General features: G+C 36.7%; 23 protein-coding genes. 13 read left to right on the top strand and 10 right to left on the bottom strand.

The annotated features are described in order from the left end of the window. Positions 1-9: 9 nt before the first annotated feature. Entirely contained in the window at positions 10-687 is a 678-nt protein-coding gene (locus AC1Q8N_RS19065; protein WP_048542757.1) for a uracil-DNA glycosylase, read from the top strand. Positions 688-728: 41 nt separating this feature from the next. Here the strand turns inward: AC1Q8N_RS19065 and AC1Q8N_RS19070 are convergent, their stop codons facing one another. The 3 genes from AC1Q8N_RS19070 to AC1Q8N_RS19080 all read right to left on the bottom strand — a co-directional run bounded on the left by AC1Q8N_RS19070 (position 729) and on the right by AC1Q8N_RS19080 (position 3770). Next, the gene (locus AC1Q8N_RS19070; RefSeq protein ID WP_048542756.1) at positions 729-1022 is read right to left on the bottom strand and encodes a DUF3817 domain-containing protein; all 294 of its coding nucleotides are present in this window, start codon (positions 1020-1022) and stop codon (positions 729-731) included. Between the two features lie 209 nt (positions 1023-1231). Continuing rightward, the gene (locus AC1Q8N_RS19075; RefSeq protein WP_000221370.1) at positions 1232-2053 is read right to left on the bottom strand and encodes a Cof-type HAD-IIB family hydrolase; all 822 of its coding nucleotides are present in this window, start codon (positions 2051-2053) and stop codon (positions 1232-1234) included. Between the two features lie 433 nt (positions 2054-2486). Next, complete coding sequence (locus tag AC1Q8N_RS19080; RefSeq protein ID WP_116443140.1) at positions 2487-3770, bottom strand: purine/pyrimidine permease; 1284 nt, start codon at positions 3768-3770, stop codon at positions 2487-2489. Between the two features lie 95 nt (positions 3771-3865). Here AC1Q8N_RS19080 and AC1Q8N_RS19085 point away from each other — a divergent pair, with 95 nt between their 5' ends. The 3 genes from AC1Q8N_RS19085 to AC1Q8N_RS19095 all read left to right on the top strand — a co-directional run bounded on the left by AC1Q8N_RS19085 (position 3866) and on the right by AC1Q8N_RS19095 (position 5586). Further along, on the top strand, positions 3866-4858 hold the full coding sequence (locus tag AC1Q8N_RS19085; RefSeq protein WP_048542753.1) for a potassium channel family protein: 993 nt from the start codon (positions 3866-3868) through the stop codon (positions 4856-4858). 6 nt (positions 4859-4864) lie between these two features. Beyond that, entirely contained in the window at positions 4865-5152 is a 288-nt protein-coding gene (locus AC1Q8N_RS19090) for a YwdI family protein (RefSeq protein WP_001167358.1), read from the top strand. A 65-nt stretch (positions 5153-5217) separates the two neighbouring features. Next, positions 5218-5586: a DUF423 domain-containing protein gene (locus AC1Q8N_RS19095; protein ID WP_000688322.1), complete on the top strand. Its 369-nt coding sequence runs from the start codon at positions 5218-5220 to the stop codon at positions 5584-5586. A 31-nt stretch (positions 5587-5617) separates the two neighbouring features. Here AC1Q8N_RS19095 and gerQ read toward each other — a convergent pair whose 3' ends face one another. The 4 genes from gerQ to hemQ all read right to left on the bottom strand — a co-directional run bounded on the left by gerQ (position 5618) and on the right by hemQ (position 9010). Further along, positions 5618-6046, bottom strand: coding sequence for a spore coat protein GerQ (gerQ, locus tag AC1Q8N_RS19100; protein ID WP_000068648.1), 429 nt, complete (start codon positions 6044-6046; stop codon positions 5618-5620). A gap of 27 nt (positions 6047-6073) precedes the next feature. Next, positions 6074-6496 carry a cell wall hydrolase CwlJ gene (gene cwlJ / locus AC1Q8N_RS19105; RefSeq protein ID WP_000538163.1) on the bottom strand — a complete coding sequence of 141 codons (423 nt, stop codon included), beginning with the start codon at positions 6494-6496 and terminating at the stop codon, positions 6074-6076. A gap of 175 nt (positions 6497-6671) precedes the next feature. Continuing rightward, the gene (locus AC1Q8N_RS19110) at positions 6672-7943 is read right to left on the bottom strand and encodes a serine hydrolase (protein ID WP_048542747.1); all 1272 of its coding nucleotides are present in this window, start codon (positions 7941-7943) and stop codon (positions 6672-6674) included. Between the two features lie 323 nt (positions 7944-8266). After that, entirely contained in the window at positions 8267-9010 is a 744-nt protein-coding gene (gene hemQ, locus AC1Q8N_RS19115; RefSeq protein ID WP_001287602.1) for a hydrogen peroxide-dependent heme synthase, read from the bottom strand. Between the two features lie 279 nt (positions 9011-9289). On the opposite strand from hemQ, the gene pta reads away from it, so the two are divergent. Further along, positions 9290-10261 carry a phosphate acetyltransferase gene (pta, locus tag AC1Q8N_RS19120; protein WP_000067226.1) on the top strand — a complete coding sequence of 324 codons (972 nt, stop codon included), beginning with the start codon at positions 9290-9292 and terminating at the stop codon, positions 10259-10261. Positions 10262-10309: 48 nt separating this feature from the next. On the opposite strand, the gene lipL is transcribed toward pta, so the two are convergent. Next, positions 10310-11155 carry an octanoyl-[GcvH]:protein N-octanoyltransferase gene (gene lipL, locus AC1Q8N_RS19125; RefSeq protein WP_098075903.1) on the bottom strand — a complete coding sequence of 282 codons (846 nt, stop codon included), beginning with the start codon at positions 11153-11155 and terminating at the stop codon, positions 10310-10312. A 129-nt stretch (positions 11156-11284) separates the two neighbouring features. Continuing rightward, the gene (locus tag AC1Q8N_RS19130) at positions 11285-11977 is read right to left on the bottom strand and encodes an RsfA family transcriptional regulator (protein WP_404519940.1); all 693 of its coding nucleotides are present in this window, start codon (positions 11975-11977) and stop codon (positions 11285-11287) included. Between the two features lie 285 nt (positions 11978-12262). On the opposite strand from AC1Q8N_RS19130, the gene AC1Q8N_RS19135 reads away from it, so the two are divergent. The 6 genes from AC1Q8N_RS19135 (at position 12263) to AC1Q8N_RS19160 (ending at position 18282) form a co-directional block, all read left to right on the top strand. Further along, positions 12263-12487, top strand: a complete 225-nt coding sequence (locus tag AC1Q8N_RS19135) for a YuzB family protein (RefSeq protein ID WP_000526075.1) — start codon at positions 12263-12265, stop codon at positions 12485-12487. Between the two features lie 312 nt (positions 12488-12799). Then, positions 12800-13855 (top strand): FecCD family ABC transporter permease, encoded by a 1056-nt coding sequence (locus AC1Q8N_RS19140; RefSeq protein WP_088047723.1) that lies wholly within the window; start codon positions 12800-12802, stop codon positions 13853-13855. Then, complete coding sequence (locus AC1Q8N_RS19145) at positions 13852-14868, top strand: FecCD family ABC transporter permease (protein ID WP_001260774.1); 1017 nt, start codon at positions 13852-13854, stop codon at positions 14866-14868. Before AC1Q8N_RS19140 ends, AC1Q8N_RS19145 begins: the two co-directional genes overlap by 4 nt. Before the next feature lie 15 nt (positions 14869-14883). After that, positions 14884-15696 carry an ABC transporter ATP-binding protein gene (locus tag AC1Q8N_RS19150; protein WP_000212066.1) on the top strand — a complete coding sequence of 271 codons (813 nt, stop codon included), beginning with the start codon at positions 14884-14886 and terminating at the stop codon, positions 15694-15696. 190 nt (positions 15697-15886) lie between these two features. Beyond that, on the top strand, positions 15887-16831 hold the full coding sequence (locus tag AC1Q8N_RS19155; RefSeq protein ID WP_098048870.1) for an ABC transporter substrate-binding protein: 945 nt from the start codon (positions 15887-15889) through the stop codon (positions 16829-16831). Positions 16832-16977: 146 nt separating this feature from the next. Further along, positions 16978-18282 carry an HD domain-containing protein gene (locus AC1Q8N_RS19160; protein WP_098048872.1) on the top strand — a complete coding sequence of 435 codons (1305 nt, stop codon included), beginning with the start codon at positions 16978-16980 and terminating at the stop codon, positions 18280-18282. A 39-nt stretch (positions 18283-18321) separates the two neighbouring features. On the opposite strand, the gene thmT is transcribed toward AC1Q8N_RS19160, so the two are convergent. Beyond that, a complete protein-coding gene (gene thmT, locus AC1Q8N_RS19165; protein ID WP_001147171.1) occupies positions 18322-18507 on the bottom strand; it encodes a 2-hydroxymuconate tautomerase in 186 nt (61 codons plus the stop codon). A 112-nt stretch (positions 18508-18619) separates the two neighbouring features. Here thmT and AC1Q8N_RS19170 point away from each other — a divergent pair, with 112 nt between their 5' ends. Both AC1Q8N_RS19170 and AC1Q8N_RS19175 read left to right on the top strand, forming a co-directional pair. Next, a complete protein-coding gene (locus AC1Q8N_RS19170; protein WP_000372469.1) occupies positions 18620-19294 on the top strand; it encodes a site-2 protease family protein in 675 nt (224 codons plus the stop codon). A 25-nt stretch (positions 19295-19319) separates the two neighbouring features. After that, positions 19320-19829 carry a YwhD family protein gene (locus AC1Q8N_RS19175; RefSeq protein ID WP_087983730.1) on the top strand — a complete coding sequence of 170 codons (510 nt, stop codon included), beginning with the start codon at positions 19320-19322 and terminating at the stop codon, positions 19827-19829. The last annotated feature ends 32 nt before the right edge of the window (positions 19830-19861 follow it).

A 19861-nucleotide genomic window follows, 5' to 3' on the forward strand; every position in this document is an offset into this window, starting at 1 on the left:
AGTGAAAGTATGGAAAATGTTTTAAAAAATGATTGGGGACCATTATTGGCACCAGAATTTGAGAAAGAATATTATCGCAAGTTGGCTAATTTTTTGAAAGAAGAGTATAGTACACATGTTGTTTATCCGAAGGTAGAAGATATTTTTAACGCTCTTCAGTATACAAGTTATGAAAATACAAAGGTCGTTATTTTAGGACAAGATCCATATCATGGACCGAATCAAGCGCATGGTTTAAGTTTTTCTGTACAACCTGGTGTTAAAACACCACCATCATTGTTAAATATGTATAAAGAACTTCGAGATGAATATGGTTATGAAATTCCGAATAACGGTTATTTAGTAAAGTGGGCAGAGCAAGGAGTATTACTACTAAATACAGTATTAACAGTTCTTCAAAGTGAAGCAAATTCTCATAAGGGAAAAGGATGGGAACACTTCACAGATCGTGTGATTGGACTGTTGAATGAACGTGAAAAGCCAGTTATTTTCATATTGTGGGGGCGCCATGCGCAGGCGAAGAAGAAGTTAATTACGAATACAAATCATCATATTATGGAATCTGTACACCCAAGCCCATTATCGGCAAGACGTGGTTTCTTTGGTAGTAAGCCATACTCTAAAGTAAATACGATTTTAGCTAATATGGGCGAAAGAGAAATTGATTGGGAAATTCCAAATTTGTAAATAAAAAAGGTAGTTAACAGTCGTTAACTACCTTTTTGTTATTATTGTTGCTCGTTCTTTAATTTTGCATCTAGTACAAACGTACCGAATGGGATAATTGATGAAACGAATGCTCCAAGTGCCCATAAAATTGATTTACGGTGTACGATTGTTACTTGAATTACCGCAAAGATGAATAGAATAAATAAAACACCATGAGCCATGCCTGTAATTTTAACGGCTGTAGCAAATCCTGCAAAATATTTTAATGGCATTGCTACAAATAATAGTAGTAGGAAAGAAATCCCCTCAACAAGTCCAATTGCTCTTAATCGTCCGATTGGTGTAGATAACATGAAGTAGCCTCCTTTAATGTATGCTTGTATATAGTAAATTTGTATTCTTTTTCAAAATAAAATAGTCTATTTTGTTCCATTATATACAAAAAGAAAGTTTACACTACGAGAATAGTGCAAAGTTCAAAATATAGTCACAAAAGCATGAGAATTTAAATAAAAACCTATTTGAAGTGTTTGACTTCAAATAGGTTTTATGAGTGAAAATATTAAACGAGTGCTTCTCTTTTTAGTACGAACTTCTCTACAACTTTTGCAACGCCATCGTTCATATTTGTATCTGTTACGTAGTTTGCAATTTCTTTAATATCATCTGGTGCATTGCCCATTGCAACACCAAGACCGGCGAATTCGATCATTGCCTGATCGTTATAGCTATCGCCCATTGCGATAACTTCTTCGCGCTTAATGCCAAGTTTTTGAATCAGTTGGTTTAAGCTTGTTCCTTTTGTAACACCAGCTTCAGTAAATTCTAAGAAGAATGGTTTAGAACGCATAACACTTAATTGGCCTTCTAGTTGTTGTTGTAGTTTTGATTCTACCGTTTGTAAATGTTCTGGATTTTCTACCATTAACACTTTTACAACTGGTTGTTGTATAGATTCTTTCAGGTTATTTACTTCTACGATTGGCATACCCGTAATTTGACCTTCAATTTCTGTATAAGAGTTGTTTTTTTCAGTGATAATATCGTCACCAATGTATGTGTGAATCCATACATTTTCTTCTTTACTAATATCGTAAAGACTGTGAACGATTTCAGGGGATAATGTACTACTGAATAACTCTTCATCTGTTTTACAGTTAATAATTTTTGCACCATTAAATGAAAGAATAAAGCTACCGTACTCCTCTAATTGCAATTCTTTTGCGATTGCACGCATTGCGAATGTTGGACGTCCAGAAGCAAGTACAACTTTTACACCTTGCTCTTGTGCAGTCATTAACGCTTCTTTCGTACGAGGTGAAATAGTATGGTCATCACGTAATAAAGTATCATCTAAATCTAAAACAATCATTTTATAAGTCATATTGAAAATTCCTCTCTTTGTTGAAATAGAAATAAAGTTTTATGAAGATATTGGGGAATATATAGTAAGACATCGAACTTCTTTATCCCACATTAACGGGCAGTAAGACCCCCAACTCAAAATTCAGCGAAAGCAAAGAAGTTAGGTGGGGGTCGGGCTGCCCGTAAAAGTCCGATTGGTTCAACTAATAATCAGTGGGGGATGAACAAAACCCCCACTGATTAAAGTTTCACTTTATGTGAAGCTAGGAGAAGTTCTGTATTTTTAGTATAAATTACCACGAGCATGTTGCCTATGATAATTTATACTGCTAATGCCCGATCGGTGAGAGCTAATCATTAGTAAAGATGAATGGCTCTCATTGATTAAAGTTTCACTTTATCATTATCGTAACAACTCTAAAGATAGAGTGCAATAATGGAAGTTTTCCAATTTACGATGGTTGTTTTTCTGTAGAACGAGAAAATAGTATTTCGAGCAAAATTGCCATTACAGATCCAAGAACGAGACCGTTACTTAAAAACGATGCTAGAAATGGTGGGAGTGTAGAAAATGCTCCTGCTGGAACAAACATAACTCCGACTCCTGTAAAGATTGAAAGACCTGCTACTTTAAATAACCGTTCTTTATCTTGTACTGTTTCGTATTCGCGAAAGGCAAGACCAATCATGCTTGCAAATACAGGGTAAATGGCAGCATATCCGACTGCGACAGGTATCGCCGCAAAGAATGAAGTAATCTTTGGGAATATACTAACGAAAATAATAAAGCTTGACCCTAACATAAAGGGGAGTCGTTTATAAATATTAGTCGTTGCAATAAATCCTGCTGATCCAGAAATCGCAACAGGTCCAATAGCTGAAAAAAGGCCTCCTAGCAATTGATTTATGCCTGTTATAATGCCGGCTTGTTTGAAACGATCTGGTGCTGCATTCTTTTCATACTTAGAGACAATCCTTTGCACAACGCGAATACTTGCTAACATATTTGTTAGAAGTAATAGTGTAACGAAAACGACTGTAATTGCCATATTCCATTCAACACGAGGCATTCCGAAAACAAATAGAGACGGAAAACGGATTATATCTGTCACAGGTGTTACTGGATTAGATAATCCGAAGCATGCGAATAATATCCAGCCGCAGACGATACTGAAAAGAACAGAATATTGTCCGATAATAGGTAGCTTCATGATGAAAAAGGATAGTAAAATAACAATGAGTGAAAGAATAAATACGTCAGCTTGTACTTCTGTATGTTTTCCATCAAGGCCAAACATTCCTTTTAAGAAGGACCCGCTAAGTTGCGCGACAAGAAGAAATAAATATGTTCCAATGACTGTCGGTGTAAAATAGCGAACTAGTTTATCGATGAGTCCAAAAATACTAAGAATAATACAAATGATACCACTTAATAGGAATGCGTACTGAAGGACTTTAAGCGTTTCATTGCTGGATCCAAATAATACGACACCTAAACTTGCATAAAGGGAGAAAATGCCCCACCAAAGGCCTGCAGGACCTTCTTGAATAGGCAGTTTATGTCCAAATACAGCTTGCAGTAGGCCGGCAAAGCCAAGAACAAATAATGTTCTTTGTACGAATGCAATAGCTTCAGCGCCATCGAGACCATAATTAGTTGCGACGCTAATTGGTACAATAAGGCTTCCAGCTAAAATAAATAGTGCCCATTGTAAGGCGGAAAGAAATGTTTTCATTATATCAACCTCTTTCATAGATTCCGTATCTAGTATATATGTATTTCATTTCCACTGGCAAAGATTGTAGATAGAGAAAAGAGTTGAAGCACAATATGAATGCACGGAAGCAATTATGGATAGCAGTTATATGTATGACTTTTGTTGTAATTCTAGGAACGCTAGGATTTATGATGATTGAAGAGATTAGTTTGTTTCAAGCATTTTGGATGACGATGATTACTGTATTAACTGTTGGGTACGGAGATGCCGTTCCTGTAACACAGGCAGGAAAAGTTTTTGCGCTTCTTATCATACCTGTTGGAGTCGGTATTGTTACGTATGCAATTGGTGTAGTGGCAGCTATGATTATTGAAGGGAATTTATTTCATGCAGTACGGAGGAAGAAGATGGATAAACAAATAGCACAGTTACAAAATCATATTATCGTATGTGGTTGTGGTAGAGTGGGGCTTCAAGTTGTACATGAATTGCAAGAAAAGAAAATTCCATTTGTCGTCGTAGATAAAGATGAAAGTATATTAGAGAAGGAAAAACTTTTGTATGTACACGGAGATGCAACGGAAGACCAAGTGTTACATCATGCGGGAATTTCAAAGGCAGCCGGTTTAGTTGCTATCGTAGCAAATGATGCTGAAAATGTATTTATTACATTAACGGCAAGAGGGCTAAACGATGCAATTAAAATTGTGGCAAGAGCAGAAAAACCAGAAACTGAAGACAAATTAAAGCGTGCTGGGGCAAATAAGGTGATTAATCCATCTAGCATGGCAGGAATTCATATTGCAAAAGGTATTGCGAATCCGCTAACAGTTCATTATATTGATACAGTACTATATGGCGTGGAACAGTCATTTGTAATTGAAGAAATTGCAGTCGGCAAAGGTTCTATTTTAGCTAGTAAATCGTTACTAGAGAGTGATGTGAGAAATCAATTTGATGTAACAATTTTAGCGATTTTGAGAAATGGGAATGTTATACATAATCCAACGGGGCAGGAAAAACTACAAGAACATGATATGATAATAGTGTTTGGTTCAGTAGAGAAGCTAGGACAATTTGAGAAAGAACTACAAAGTAAGAGGTGACAAGGAATGCAAATATCGAGCGATAAGATTTTAAATAAAATGGCGAATGAAATTGCAAAGGCAAAAAGCAGTGAAGGGCAACAATCAAAAGCGCATTTATTAGTTGTGCGAGCGTTATGTGATTTATTATTAGATGAACAAGCTGAGCCTTCTATGTATAGAGAACCTGAGATTCCATCACAAGTAATTGGCTCTCAGCCTATGACGACAGTTCAACCAGTTATGCCGGTTTCTGGAGAACCTGTTTATATAAAAGAAGAAGGCGCAAACGGTAATTCTTTATTTGATTTCTAGAAGATAAATCGTTTGGCTTATATGAAAAAATTGCTTATGATAAAGGTAAAAAAAGGGGAATTAAGATGAAAATTTTCTTTTTACTAGGTTGTATTGCGGCAGGGCTATCTGTTGCGTTAGGGGCTTTTGGAGCACACGGTTTAGAAAATAAAGTTTCTGCAAAAATGTTAGAAGTTTGGAAAACAGGTGTTACATATCAAATGTTTCATGCCGGTGGACTATTCGTAGTTGCTTTATTAATGGATAAAATTCAATCATCACTTTTAACTACTGCTGGCTGGCTTATGGTAGCTGGGATTATTATGTTTTCAGGTAGTTTGTATGCATTAAGTACGACAGGTATTAAGTTCTTTGGCCCAATTACACCTCTTGGTGGTGTAGCGTTTATCGTGGCATGGATCTTAGTCGGAACTGCAGTTGTAAAAGGATTATAAAAAACAAAAGCTGGCATACGCCAGCTTTTTTTTATGGTCTTGGAGCATAAGTTGCTTGTTGACTAGGTAAATAAGTAATTTCTTCTGGGAATTCTACATAATCTAAATAAATCATTAATAGTAAATAACGTTTCCCTGATTGGGGCTCACTAATTACGATATGATCACGACCAGCTGCCTCAATAATACCTGTATAAGATTGTGTACCGAGCGAACTACCACGCTCATAAGTCATTACAACGGTAGCTTGCTTGCCTTTGTTCAAGCGAAGAATATTTTCAATGTACGACTGTTCTAATGGTAACATGCCTTGAGAAACGGCATATTGAGCTTGCGCAGCTTGTTGTTGCATTGCTTGCTGTTGTTGCTGTTGCTGTGGGGTCATTTGTTGCGGTTGTACATAAGTTCCAGATGGTTGATAGAAACCTGTTCCGTAATACGGGTTTTGTTGCTGTGCCATTCAAAAATCCCTCCTCATTATCAATCCTTAATATACGCCAGGACAATCCTCGCCAGATGGCTGGAAGAAGCAGTGCTTTTTGAAGCGACCAGAGTTTTGCTGATTATACCAAGTTGGCGGACAAGGGCCTTCCGGTCTAAAAAACCATAAGGAAAAGTTGGCGGGCCAAAAACGTTGTCCTTGAATCGTTCGCCTTGCTAATGCGATATCTTGTTCTCTTGCACGCTGATAAAAATACCCTTTTTGCGTTGCCTCAAAACCGCCAGGATTTTGATAAACCATTTGACGTAAATTACGTATTTTTTTAAAATCTAAACAATTTCCGCGGACACGATTTACTCCTACGTTTCCGACCATTAACATTCCTTGTTGTCCTTCTCCTTCGGCTTCAGCACGCATCAGTCTAGCTAATAACTTTACATCTTCTTCGTTATAAGCAATAACACCCATTATGTGTCACCTCTCTTTTTGGAATACCTTGTGGAAAGAGGTTTATTTCTAGATGAAGTGTGTAACGATTACTAGTTCATACGTATGAGAAAAAGGACTCAGATATGACAACCAAACGAAGTTTTACATGGAGAGAGGGAAATAAAAAAAGCTAGCGTGAGCTAGCTTTCCGTCATTAAAATACTTTAGACCATAAGTTTGAGAAGAAATCTCCAATAGAGCGCATTGTTAATACGAACCAATTTGCCTTTTCAACTTCTTCTGTCGTTTTTGCAGTAACTTTCATGTTTTTATTTCCATCTAAAAATCCGTATTTATCAGTTGGTTCTAGAACGATGGAACCTACTTTTGCATCCTTTTTAACAGGAGCGACTAAATGTCCATCTTCAGCAAGGGATTTATCTGCTTCAGTCCCAATTTTATAAGGATCTTTGCTACCTTTTTTCGCAATTACTGTTATTTCTTTTTCCGGTGTAACAGTCACTTGATCTTCGTTACCTTTTACTACAGAGATTGTGTTGTGTTTATCAACTTTTAATTTTTGTTTTTCAAAGTTATTAAATCCATATTCAATTAATGCACGAGATTCAGTGAAACGCTCGTCCATTGATTTTGTTTTAATAATTACTGAAATAAGGCGTAAGTCACCACGTTTTGCTGTAATAGTGAATCCGTATCCAGCAGTATCAGAACTACCAGTTTTTAAACCATCTGTTCCTTCATAAGAAAAAGCAGCACCTGGTAACATCCAGTTCCAGTTTTCCATACGAATTGGTTTCGGATGATTATCTGGGAAGTTTCTAAATCTTTGTTTTGTATCCTCTAGCATTTCTGGATACTTTGTAATTATTGCTTTTGAAAGCATACCCATATCGCGAGCTGACATGGAATTTTCTCCATTCGGATCCGTTCCCTCAGGGTGTTTTCCCTTTAAGTCAGCGTTATTTAACCCAGTAGCGTTTACAAATTTATATTTCTTTAACCCTAGTTTTTTTGCATGTTCATTTGCAAGGTTTAAGAAGTTTTTCTCACTTCCTGCAAGAAGTTCTGCTAAGGCAATACTAGATCCGTTTGCAGAGAAGATAACGATAGAATGATATAATTCTCTTACAGTATATTGACGTCCCTTTTCAAACGGAACGTTAGAGAATTCATTATTACGTGAAACTTCATAAGCATAATCAGAAATGTTTACCTTTGTATCCCAAGTGATTTTTCCTTCTTTAATTGCTTCTAATACGGCATAAACAACAATTAGTTTTGACATACTAGCAATAGCTAGCAATTCATCTGGATTTTGTTCATGCAGTATTTTTCCTGTATCTGCATCAAATAGAAGTGCAGCAGCTGCCTCAATGTGTATTTTTTCTTCCGCATGGGATGTTGTTACTCCTAAGGAAGAAATTGACAATAAAAGCGCTAGTAAAATAGACAAGATTTCCTTCATATAGATTATCACCTTCGCATCGTTATTAGCATGTAGCTCGTACCATTTTAGCATAAATTTGGATATAGAAAGGTTACAATTTTGTAAGGAAATCGAAAAGAATTGTCGATTTTTGTTCAAATTTGCAGAGAAAAGAAGTTTTTTGAGGAGAAATATAGAGGGTAATAAAAAAAGGAACGAATTTCGTTCCTTTTTCATGATTTGCCCCGCTATTTGCCGGGCAGTAAGATCCCCACCTCAAAATTAAGCGACAGCAAAGAAGTTAGGTGGGCGATGATAATGAGTGGGGGATGAACAAAACCCCCACTCATTAAAGTTTCACTTTATATGTGTAAAAATTTCTCTACCTTTTCGTCTGGTAAAATGTTTCCAACGAAAAATGTTCCGAATTCACCATAACGAGCACTTACTTCATCGAAGCGCATTTCATATATAAGTTTTTTAAATTGAAGAACATCGTCAGCGAATAATGTTACGCCCCACTCAAAATCGTCGAATCCAACTGATCCTGAAATAACTTGGCGTACTTTACCTGCGTACTGGCGACCGATTTTACTATGACTGTACATCATTTTTTTACGTTCTTCCATAGGAAGCATGTACCAGTTGTCATCACCTTGGCGACGCTTATCCATTGGGTAGAAGCAAATGTGATTTGCTTTTGGTAGTTCTGGATATAAGCGAGCTAAGATTTGTGGGTTTTGATATGGATCTTCATCAGCTGGAAGGTAGTTGCTTAGTTCAACAACAGATACGTAAGAGTATGCAGGAACCATATATTCAGCTAATGTTGTTTTATTCAATTCTGTCTCAATTTCATTTAACTCTTCCATTGTTGGACGTAAAATCATAAGCATAATATCAGCTTTTTGGCCAACAACAGTATACATTGCATGACTACCTTTTTTCGCGGTAGATACTTCGTTCCATTTTTCAACGACATTTAAAAATTCAGACACAGCTTGTCCGCGTTCGTCGCTAGATAATGTTTTCCATGCAGCCCAATCAATAGAACGTAAATCATGTAAACAATACCAGCCATCTAACGTTGTTGTTGCTTCACTCATTCTATTCACCTCAGTTAATGATAGTTTTACACGTTAACTATAGCATATATAGTTTTAAAATCATCTATATAAAGCTTTAGCGCATAAAATTGTCACATTTAAATTTACTTGAAAATAGGAGAAGATAAGGCTTAAAGGGGATTTATTTCTAGGCTGAATTTTATGAAAATATAATCATTTTCATTTTATCTATTTTTTGGGAGCTATAAGTTTAAAATATAGAGGAAAAGCAGTATTCTTAAAGATAGAGTTTTTTAACATATGTAGGAGGGTTTATTCGTGAGCAACTTATTTACAACAGTAAAAGAAAAAGTTCAAGGAAAAGGCATTTCTATCGTACTTCCTGAAGGAACTGATGAAAGAATTTTAGGCGCTGCAGAGCGTTTAGCAAAAGAAGAGTTAGTACAACCAATTTTAGTTGGTAATAAAGAAGAAATTAGCGCAAAAGCTGCTAGCATGAATTTAACATTAGCAGGCGTTGATATTTATGACCCAGCTACATACGAAGAAATGGATGCAATGGTAGCATCTTTCGTTGAACGCCGTAAAGGTAAAGCAACTGAAGAAGACGCTCGCAAAATCCTTAAAGACGAAAACTACTTCGGTACAATGCTTGTATACATGGGTAAAGCACACGGTTTAGTAAGTGGTGCAGCTCACTCGACAGCTGATACAGTTCGTCCAGCACTTCAAATCATTAAAACAAAACCAGGCGTTACAAAAACTTCTGGCGTATTCATCATGGTACGTGAAGAAGAGAAATATGTATTCGCTGATTGTGCAATTAACATTGCACCAAACAGCCAAGATTTAGCTGAAATTGGTATCGAGAGTGCGAAAACTGCTGAACTATTCGGTATTGATCCACGCGTTGCTATGTTAAGCTTCTCTACAAAAGGTTCTGCGAAATCTCCAGAAACAGAAAAAGTTGTAGAAGCAACTCGTATTGCAAAAGAAATGGCTCCTGAATTAACTTTAGATGGAGAATTCCAATTCGATGCTGCATTCGTACCGTCTGTAGCTGAGAAAAAAGCTCCAGGTTCTACAATTAAAGGTGATGCTAACGTATTCGTATTCCCAAGCTTAGAAGCTGGTAATATTGGCTACAAAATCGCTCAACGTTTAGGTAACTTCGAAGCAGTAGGACCAATCTTACAAGGTTTAAATATGCCTGTAAATGATCTATCTCGCGGATGTAACGAAGAAGAAGTGTACAAGTTAGCTTTAATTACAGCAGCTCAAGCACTTTAATTCTATAATGAATCGAAATAAAGACCGTCGCTATTATAGCGACGGTCTTTATTTTTCTAAGCCAAGTGCTTTATTGTTACGATCAATAATGCGTTGTAAATTCGTCTCATATAAAGGTATTTCATCTATTGTTAATTGAGATGATGTTAACTTTGGAGCGAATTGCTGCAATGTTTTTAAAAGGCGCATCATTAAATCTTGTACTGTAATGGTTTCGCCAAGTAATTCTGAAAGTGAAGCCATCGTACTCGGTACAATTTCAGGATATGTAAAGCGTGTTTCTTCTCCTTGAATGGCTAGGTTGTAGAAATCACGAACGAGTGCGGCACGCTCAGAGCCACTTCCTGTAGCGCAGAGATAAATTTGGACAGCGACACCACCGCGAATACGGCGCTGTGAAATGCCAGCAAATTTTTGATTGCGAATACTTAAGTCATAGCTACCAGGACAGTAAGAACCAACAATTTCTTTTGCCTCGATTGTAACATCGTAATCGTTTAACATTTCCTTAATTAAATGCCACATTGTATCGTATCCAAGATCAATATCGATACCTTTTTCCGTCTCTTGGAATAAAAGTGATACGTTTAAAACACCTTTATCAAGTACGACTGCAAGTCCACCGGAATTACGAACGATAACATTGAAGTTGTTTTCTTGTAAAAAGGAAATACCTTCTTCCAAGTGTGGTAGGCGTGAATCTTGAATGCCAAGAACAATTGTATTGTGATGAACCCAAGAACGCATTGTTGCAGCTGATTGACCATTTCCAATGCTTGTGCACAGTGTGTCATCCATTGCGAATGACTGCAATGCATGGAATGTTGGTCCCAAACTAGACTGATCTACAATACGCCACTCTGGCTGAGATAAAATGGAACGGGAATTGCTCATATAACTAACCCCTTATCTTTAAAATGACAATCTCTATTATAGCAAAAAATGAAGAATGGGGTTTTCTCGCATATAAAGGGAAAGTTTAAAGATGAAAGACTAAAAAAGGATGCATTACATGCATCCTTTCTATTCTGCAATTTTTTCTAAATTACCGTTTCGATCCATGCGGAACGATGTTTGTGAGCGTTCCTCATCATCCATGACTGCCAACTTACGAGCGCGGTTCATAATGTTCATAAGTGTTTCGTAATCTTCTTGTACAGTATGAGATTGTTTTTCTAATTTTTCTAGTTTCTTTTCTAGTTCTTCATTTCGAAGCATTTGTGATTTAATTTCTTGTTTCAATCTCGTATTCTCGTTTTCAAGAGCTGTTACTTTTATATTGGAAGATCCGACTGTTTGTAAAAAATAAATAACATCTTGCATTGTTATAGAGCCTTTTGCAGCAGGAACGTTGGCTTCTTTATATGGAATAGCTTCTTTATATTGTACAATTGATTCCTCTTGTACGAATTCTTCGTAATCAGTTATCGAATCTGAAGCTGGTGGTGTATAAAGTAAACGTTTTTTCGCTTGTTCGCCGCTTGCAGCGCGCATTTTATCTTTACGATGTTTTTTTGCTAGTTGAAGAGCTTGTTCATAACTATAGCGAACAACAGCATTCCAACGGAAACCACAGGCAGCCGATGTACGATTTAATTGATCACCCACTTCTTCAAATGCATTTAATTGAGTACTTCCTTCTCGAACGTGACGAAGTACAGTTTCAGCAAGTAATAAATCATCCTCATCCGTCCAAGCATCTTGTCTTACTTTCATAGATTCAACTCCCTTTCTTTTTATGAACTTCCTATTTTTATAATGGGCAAAAAAATGAGCTTTTATACAAAGCTTTTAAAAATATGGTAGATTTCGATGAAAGGTATAAATTTTGCCAAGAATGACGTAAGCTTCTGTAGGAAAACATATAAATATGTAGCATTAATATGAAGAAAGAGCTTTAAAGGGAAACTTGCAACGAGCTTCAAAGAGCGGTAAAATACCATTTAGTGTTTATTCTTAAATGTACTTGAGAAAAGTTTAAAATAGAGGAAGTGTTATATAATGGGGAACGAATTTCGTGTGTGTGATGATTGTCAGGCAACGAACGTTAAAACGTTGATTCCAAAGTTAAAAAAAGTAGATTCATGTGCAACGATTGAAGTTGCGTGTCAGTCTTACTGTGGCCCTGGCCGTAAAAAATCATTCGCATTTGTAAATAATCGTCCAGTCGCGGCTCCAACAGAAGATGAATTAATTGTAAAAATTGAAGCAAAGTTAAATAAGTAAGAAAAAGAAGAGTGAATAGATTACTCTTCTTTTTTATGCCCATAAGAGGAATGAGTTATTCTACGAAAATACAATTGAGTAGATTAACATTCAATGAAGGAGGGGCATCATCTATTTATTCAAATTTCAATTTATATAAATTTGTATTTCAAAATAATGGTTGACAGTCTTTTGAAGCGATAGGTAGAATAGAAAGTGTCTGATTCTGATAATCATTATCAGGAAAAGATCAATTAACCTAATTTTTTTATTACTATTTGAGAATAAATTTCATTTTATTAAATATATGTTGTTGGTTAGGATGGTTGAGGTATGGAAGCGAGCGCAAGGAGTATAGAACATCAAGATGTGAATGTTAAAGAGATTAAGAGCAGACCGCTCGTTGCTTCTATTATTTTAGTAGCAGGTACAGTTTTGTTAGCTTTAAGCATGGCAGTTTCTATTTCGTTTGGTGCTGCAGATATTAGTTTAAAGACTGTATGGCAAGCTGTGTTTCAGTTTGACGGTTCTATTACGCATCATAACGTAATTCAAGAACTTCGCATGCCTAGAGCAATAGGGGGCGTAGTAGCAGGTGCCTTTTTAGCGGTATCAGGGGCAATTATGCAAGGTATGACGCGAAATCCACTTGCTTCACCATCGTTAATGGGAATTACAGATGGAGCTGTATTTGGAATTGCAATTATGTATGCATTCTTCCCTAATTCACCTTATTTAATGTTCGTTATCGCATCTTTTATTGGAGCTGCGTTTGGAGCGAGCATTGTATATGGAATTGGGTCTTCTTCACCAGGTGGATTAACACCTGTGAAGTTAGCTTTAGCCGGTGCAGCAATTAGTGCTTTATTAGGGGCCATTTCATCTGGAATTGCGCTATATTTCAACCTTGCCCAAGAGGTGAGTATGTGGAATGCAGGCGGAGTTGCGGGAGTGAAATGGGAAAGTATTAATATGTTAGTACCAATTGGCCTTGTTTGTCTCTTTATTGCAATTATGATGTCGAGGTATATTACAATTTTAAGCTTCGGTGAAGAAATTGCAATTGGGCTTGGTCAAAATACGACATTAATTAAATTTATCGGAACAGTACTTGTTCTTGTGTTAACAGGTTCTGCGGTTTCTATGGCAGGATCGGTTGGATTTGTTGGTCTTGTAATCCCGCACATGACTCGTTTCCTTGTAGGCTCAGACTATAGATGGGTTATTCCATGTTCTGCGGTCTTAGGTGGGCTGTTAATTGAAAGTGCAGATATGTTATCTCGCGTTATTAATCCGCCGTTTGAAACGCCAATTGGAGCAATTACAGCGCTAATTGGGGTTCCATTCTTCCTCTACTTAGCACGTAACGAAGGGAGAGGGAAAATGTGAGGACAAGTGTCTTAACAAAAAAGAATGTTTCTGTTTTAACAATCTTAGTAGGATTAATCGTTACTGTATTTTTAGTAAGTTTAAATACAGGGACATTTAAAATACCGCCAATGGACGTATTAAAGTCATTGGTTGGACTTGGTGCTGAAGATCAGTCTGTTATTTTATTTGAATTCCGTATGCCGCGTATGGTTATTGCTATATTAGTTGGATCCGCTTTAGCGATGTCAGGTGCGATTTTGCAAGGGTTATCACGAAATCCACTTGCTGATCCAGGTATTATCGGTATTAACGCTGGAGCGGGATTAACAGTTGTTATATTCGTCTACTTTTTCTTCGGAAAAGTTGGGACTGGCACATTTTTATCTGTATTTATCCTTCCATTCTTCGCGTTAGTTGGTGCAATATTAGCGGCGGTTATTATTTATTTACTAGCATGGAAAGACGGCGTTTCATCAACGAGATTAATACTAGTTGGTATCGCTGTTGCAGCCGGGTTTGGTGCTGTTAGTTTAATTTTTTCTATGAAGATGACATCTAACGATTTCCGCTTTGCTACGATTTGGTTAGCAGGAAGTCTATGGGGCACAGATTGGAAGTTCGTACTAAGTGTACTTCCATGGATGGTTATTTTCTTGCCACTGGCTATTAGTAAGGCGCACATATTAAATGTAATGAACCTAGGCGACTCGACAGCTGTTGGTCTTGGTTTAAATGTAGAAAAAGAAAGACGTAAATTATTATTTATTGCAGTGTGTTTAGCTGGTGCATCTGTCGCTGTTGCCGGAGGAATTGGTTTTATCGGTTTAATGGCTCCGCATTTAGCGAGGCGCCTTGTTGGTGGTAAACATCAAATTATGCTGCCTACTGCTGCACTAATAGGGACGTTTTTACTTTTATTCGCAGATGTAATTTCAAGAAGTGTGTTAACAACTTCAGAAATACCGGTCGGTCTTGTTATTTCTGTAATTGGTGCACCATATTTCATATACTTACTTATGAGGACAAAATAAAGGGAGGCTTTTTGTATGGCAACTTTAGCAGTTGATGCGGTATCTGTTGGATATAATGAAGGGTTAATTATTGATGGATTAACAGTTGAAATTCCGGAAGGGAAAATTACAACAATTATTGGACCAAATGGTTGTGGGAAGTCCACATTATTAAAAACGGCTTCTCGTATTTTGAAGGCAAAAAAAGGTACTGTTTATCTTGACGGAAAAGCAATTGAGAAACAGCCAACGAAAGAAATCGCAAAGAAAATGGCGATTTTACCACAGACTGCAGAAGTGCCAACGGGCCTTACTGTGTTTGAACTCGTTTCATATGGACGCTTTCCTCATCAAAAAGGATTTGGAACGTTGAAAGAAGAGGATTATCGCTACATTCATTGGGCACTTGAAGTGACGGGAATGACAGAATTCGCAAATCGCTCAGCAGAGGCGTTATCAGGCGGGCAACGTCAACGCGTATGGATTGCGATGGCTCTTGCACAAGGGACAGAATTACTCGTATTAGATGAACCGACAACGTACTTAGATATGGCTCATCAATTAGAAGTATTAAACTTATTGAAAAAGTTAAACGAAGAAGAAGGTAGAACGATTGTTATGGTTATCCATGACTTAAACCATGCTTCTCGTTTCTCAGATCATATGATTGCATTAAAAGCAGGTAAATTAATGAAGCAAGGAACGCCAGACGAAGTGATGACGAGTGAAACACTTCGCAGTGTATTTGAGATTGAAGCTCAAATCGTTCCGTGTCCAGTAAACTGTAAACCAATTTGTTTAACATATGATTTAGCGATGATTAGTAATCAATTGCGTAAAAAAGCATAAGTAGAATCCCCCTCGTAAAGAGGGGGCCTTCTAATGGACGTTGAGCTTCTTATTAGTAAATAGGAAGTTGAACACCCGTTAGAGCGGGGCATAAGCAACAATTAATCAATATATATTTATTAATTGTTAATCTTGTTTCTTATAGTTCACTGTAACTTATAAGAGAAATACAGCTAGAAGGAGTGGGAACATGAAGAATTTTAAAATGGCGTTATTAGCAATGGTACTAGTCGTTACTTCTGTACTATTTGCAGCTTGTTCTAACAAAGAAGAGAAGAAAGCAGATGCGAAGGATGCGAAGACTGAAGAGCGCACTGTACAACACGCAAAAGGGGAAATTAAAATTCCTGCAAATCCAAAGAAAATTGCTGACCTGAGTGGTTCAACGGAAGAATTATTAATCTTTGGTATGAAACCAATTATTACTGCTAATACATCTCAAGAAAAGATTGATGCACATATTGAAAAGAAATTAAAAGACGTAAAACCAGTTGGTTCTGCTTGGGGTGATAAAATTAACATCGAAGCAGTAGCTGCTGCAAAACCAGACTTAATTCTTGTAAACAATCGTCAAGAAAAGATTTATGATCAATTATCTAAAATTGCACCAACAGTTATGTTAAAAACTCCATTAGACCAATGGCGTCCGAAATTCGAAGAAGTAGGTCAAATCTTCGGTAAAGAGAAAGAAACGAAAGAATGGTTCAAACAGTATGATGAAAAAGCAAGCAAATTACATGACAAAATCGTTGCGAAAACTGGCGATGCTAAATTTATGAAAATGGCTGCATATCCAAATGCTTTCCGCGTATACGGTGACTACGGTTACGGTAGCGTAATCTTTAATGATTTAAAATTACCAGCAGTTAAAGGTACACCAACGGATAAACCACTAGTACAAGTACAAAAAGAAGCTTTAATCGATTACAACCCGGATTACTTATTCGTATTTACAACTGGTGACGGTTCTCAACGTCTAAAAGAATTCCAAGAAGAATCAATTTGGAAAAACATGAACGCTGTTAAAAACAACCACGTATTTACAATTAAAAGCGAAGACGTAAACAAAGGTTACTTCCCTCTAGGTAAAGAAATGATCTTAGATGAAGTTGCTGAATTCGTTTTAGGGAAATAATGTATAAACAGAAATCACTTTTACTTCGGTAAAAGTGATTTTTTCTTTATATAAGGGCAATTAATATAGTCTTTCATTTCTTTCTGTTTCCTATTTCGTTTATAATATATAGTAAGAATGCAGTAAAGAAAGGGGGATGTCGGAAGGTGGTATATTTAAACGACAAACTCAGCGAAACAAAAGTGTTTAAAGACCCGGTACATAAATATGTGCACGTGCGCGATCGTGTTATTTGGGATTTAATCGGAACGAAAGAATTTCAACGCTTGCGCCGTATAAAGCAGCTTGGAACGACATTTTTTACATTTCACGGTGCAGAGCATAGTCGCTTTACTCATTCGTTAGGTGTATATGAAATTATTCGTCGTATGATTGATGATGTGTTTGATGGCAGACCGAACTGGAATGCTGAAGATAGATTGTTATGTTTATGTGCGTCATTACTTCATGATGTCGGTCACGGCCCGTTTTCTCACTCGTTTGAAAAAGTATTTTCATTAGATCATGAGAAATTTACGCAAAAGATTATCGTTGGAGATACGGAAATTAATCGTATATTAAGCCGCGTGGATAAGGAGTTTCCGCAAAAGGTAGCCGATGTAATCGCCAAAACATCTACGAATAAATTAGCGATTAGTATGATTTCCAGTCAAATTGATGCAGATCGTATGGACTATTTATTAAGAGATGCGTATTTCACAGGCGTAAAGTATGGAAACTTTGATATGGAACGTATACTGCGTGTCATGCGTCCGTACGGGAATCAAGTAGTCATTAAAAATAGTGGTATGCATGCTGTTGAGCATTATATTATGAGCCGTTATCAAATGTATTGGCAAGTATACTTCCATCCGGTAACGCGCAGTGCTGAAGTTATTTTAACGAAGATTTTACACCGTGCAAAATCATTGCACGAGAAGTATTATACATTTAAAAATCATCCGGTTCATTTCTATTCTTTATTTGAAGAAGAAGTAACAGTAGAGGATTATTTAAAGTTAGACGAGAACGTTATGTATTATTACTTCCAAGTATGGCAAGACGAAGAGGATCCAATTTTAAGTGATTTATGCCGCCGTTTTATGAATCGAAACCTATTTAAATATGTAGAGTTTACAGATAAGCACGGTTTAGATAATTGGATGGAATTAAGTAGCTTATTTAAAAAGATTGGACTTGATCCAGAATACTATTTAGTAGTTGATTCAACGTCAGACTTACCGTATGACTTTTACCGTGCTGGTGAAGAAGAAGAACGTCTGCCAATCTTACTTCTTATGCCAAATGGAGAGCTTAGAGAGCTTTCGCGTGAATCGGATATTGTTGAGGCAATTACTGGTAAGAAGAGAAGGGATCAAAAACTATTCTATCCGCATGATTTAATCTATGAAGATGGAAGAAAAGGAAAATATAAAGAGAGAATCATCGAGTTACTAGAAGGAAAAAAATAAGAAGCAGCTAAGAGCTGCTTCTTATGAAAGAACTTGAAATTATTTGTCGCTTAAGCGTTTTCCGCCAACTGCATAATGGTTTTTAGACATTTCTTCGATGAAAACAACGATGTTTTCTTCAGGAGCACCAGTTGTTTCGCTTACTGCTGCTGTTACTTTCTCAGCAAGAGCTTTCTTTTGTTCCTCTGTGCGTCCTTCTAGCATTTTCACTGTTACGTATGGCATATATAATCGCTCCTTTTATGTAAGTTACACTTTTATTATAGCGGATTATGGGGAAGAACAATCGAAAAAACAAATAATTTCTTTTTTTGACATATTGAAGAGGAGATGAATCATGGATCAGTTATTTAGATACCCATTGCAACAAATTCCGTTGGTAGCAATGGCCATTATTATTGCGTTATCAGTGCATGAATTTGCGCATGCATATGTTGCATATAAATTTGGAGACGATACAGCAAAGAAGCAAGGCCGTTTAACATTATCACCGATGGCGCACTTAGATCCTATTGGGATGATCGCTGTATTAATTCTTGGTTTTGGTTGGGCAAGACCTGTTCCTGTTAACCCATATAACTTTAAAAGGCCGCGTCTTGCAGGGATATTAGTTTCAATTGCAGGCCCAATTAGTAACTTAATTTTAAGTGCAATTGGTTTAATTATTTGGTATAGCCTATTAACATTTGGTGTATTAGATTCAATTCCATTTGCAGTAGCAGATACATTGGCTCAATTCTTCCGAATTTTTATTATGCTTAATATCGTATTACTTGTATTTAACTTATTGCCAATTCCGCCACTTGATGGGTATCGAGTTGTGGAAGATTTAGCACCAACAAATATTCGTGCGAAAATGACACAGTATGAAAAGTATGGAGCAATAGCGTTATTAATTCTTGTTATTACACCGCTTAGCAATTATACAATTCAACCTATTTTTAATGTTGTCATTCCATATGTATTTGTATTTTTAGACAGTATCATTGCGCCTATTTTTGGCCTTTTATAATCATTAAGTGAGGAGGAGTTTACATATGACAGAGAAAAAGAAAAAAATCGGTTTTAATATCGTGAAAAATGATTCAACAGATGGACATGGTGGTTTTGGTGTTGGAGCATTAAGTCTAGAAAACATTTCACCTGTATTTGTCGATGTACTAGAGAAAACAGCATTTGTTGATATCGGTGCAATGCATGCACGTAGTACAGTCGAAAAAGGTATTAAGTTTTTAACAAATAAAGATGAAGTTCCAAACGGAAAACCATTTTGGCTTGTGTGGGTAACGATTGAAAGAACGGCGACAGGTGCTTATTATGCAGGTGTAACAGCTTGTGAAATGACAGTTGACCGTGAAATTCGCCGCGGATATAAATCACTTCCAGAGCACGTAAACAAAATGGATAAATCAATGAAGCGTTACATTATGGTCGACCATATGGATGAATCATCTAAAAAAGTACTTGGTACATTCTTGAAAGAACATAATGAAGCGATTTGGAACGAATCTAGTGAAGAATTGCGCCGTGCATTATTAAGTGAATAAAAAATAGCTGACGGATGCCCGTCAGCTATTTT

The sequence above is a fragment of the Bacillus sp. GW823-FHT06B01 genome (genome assembly GCF_058952315.1).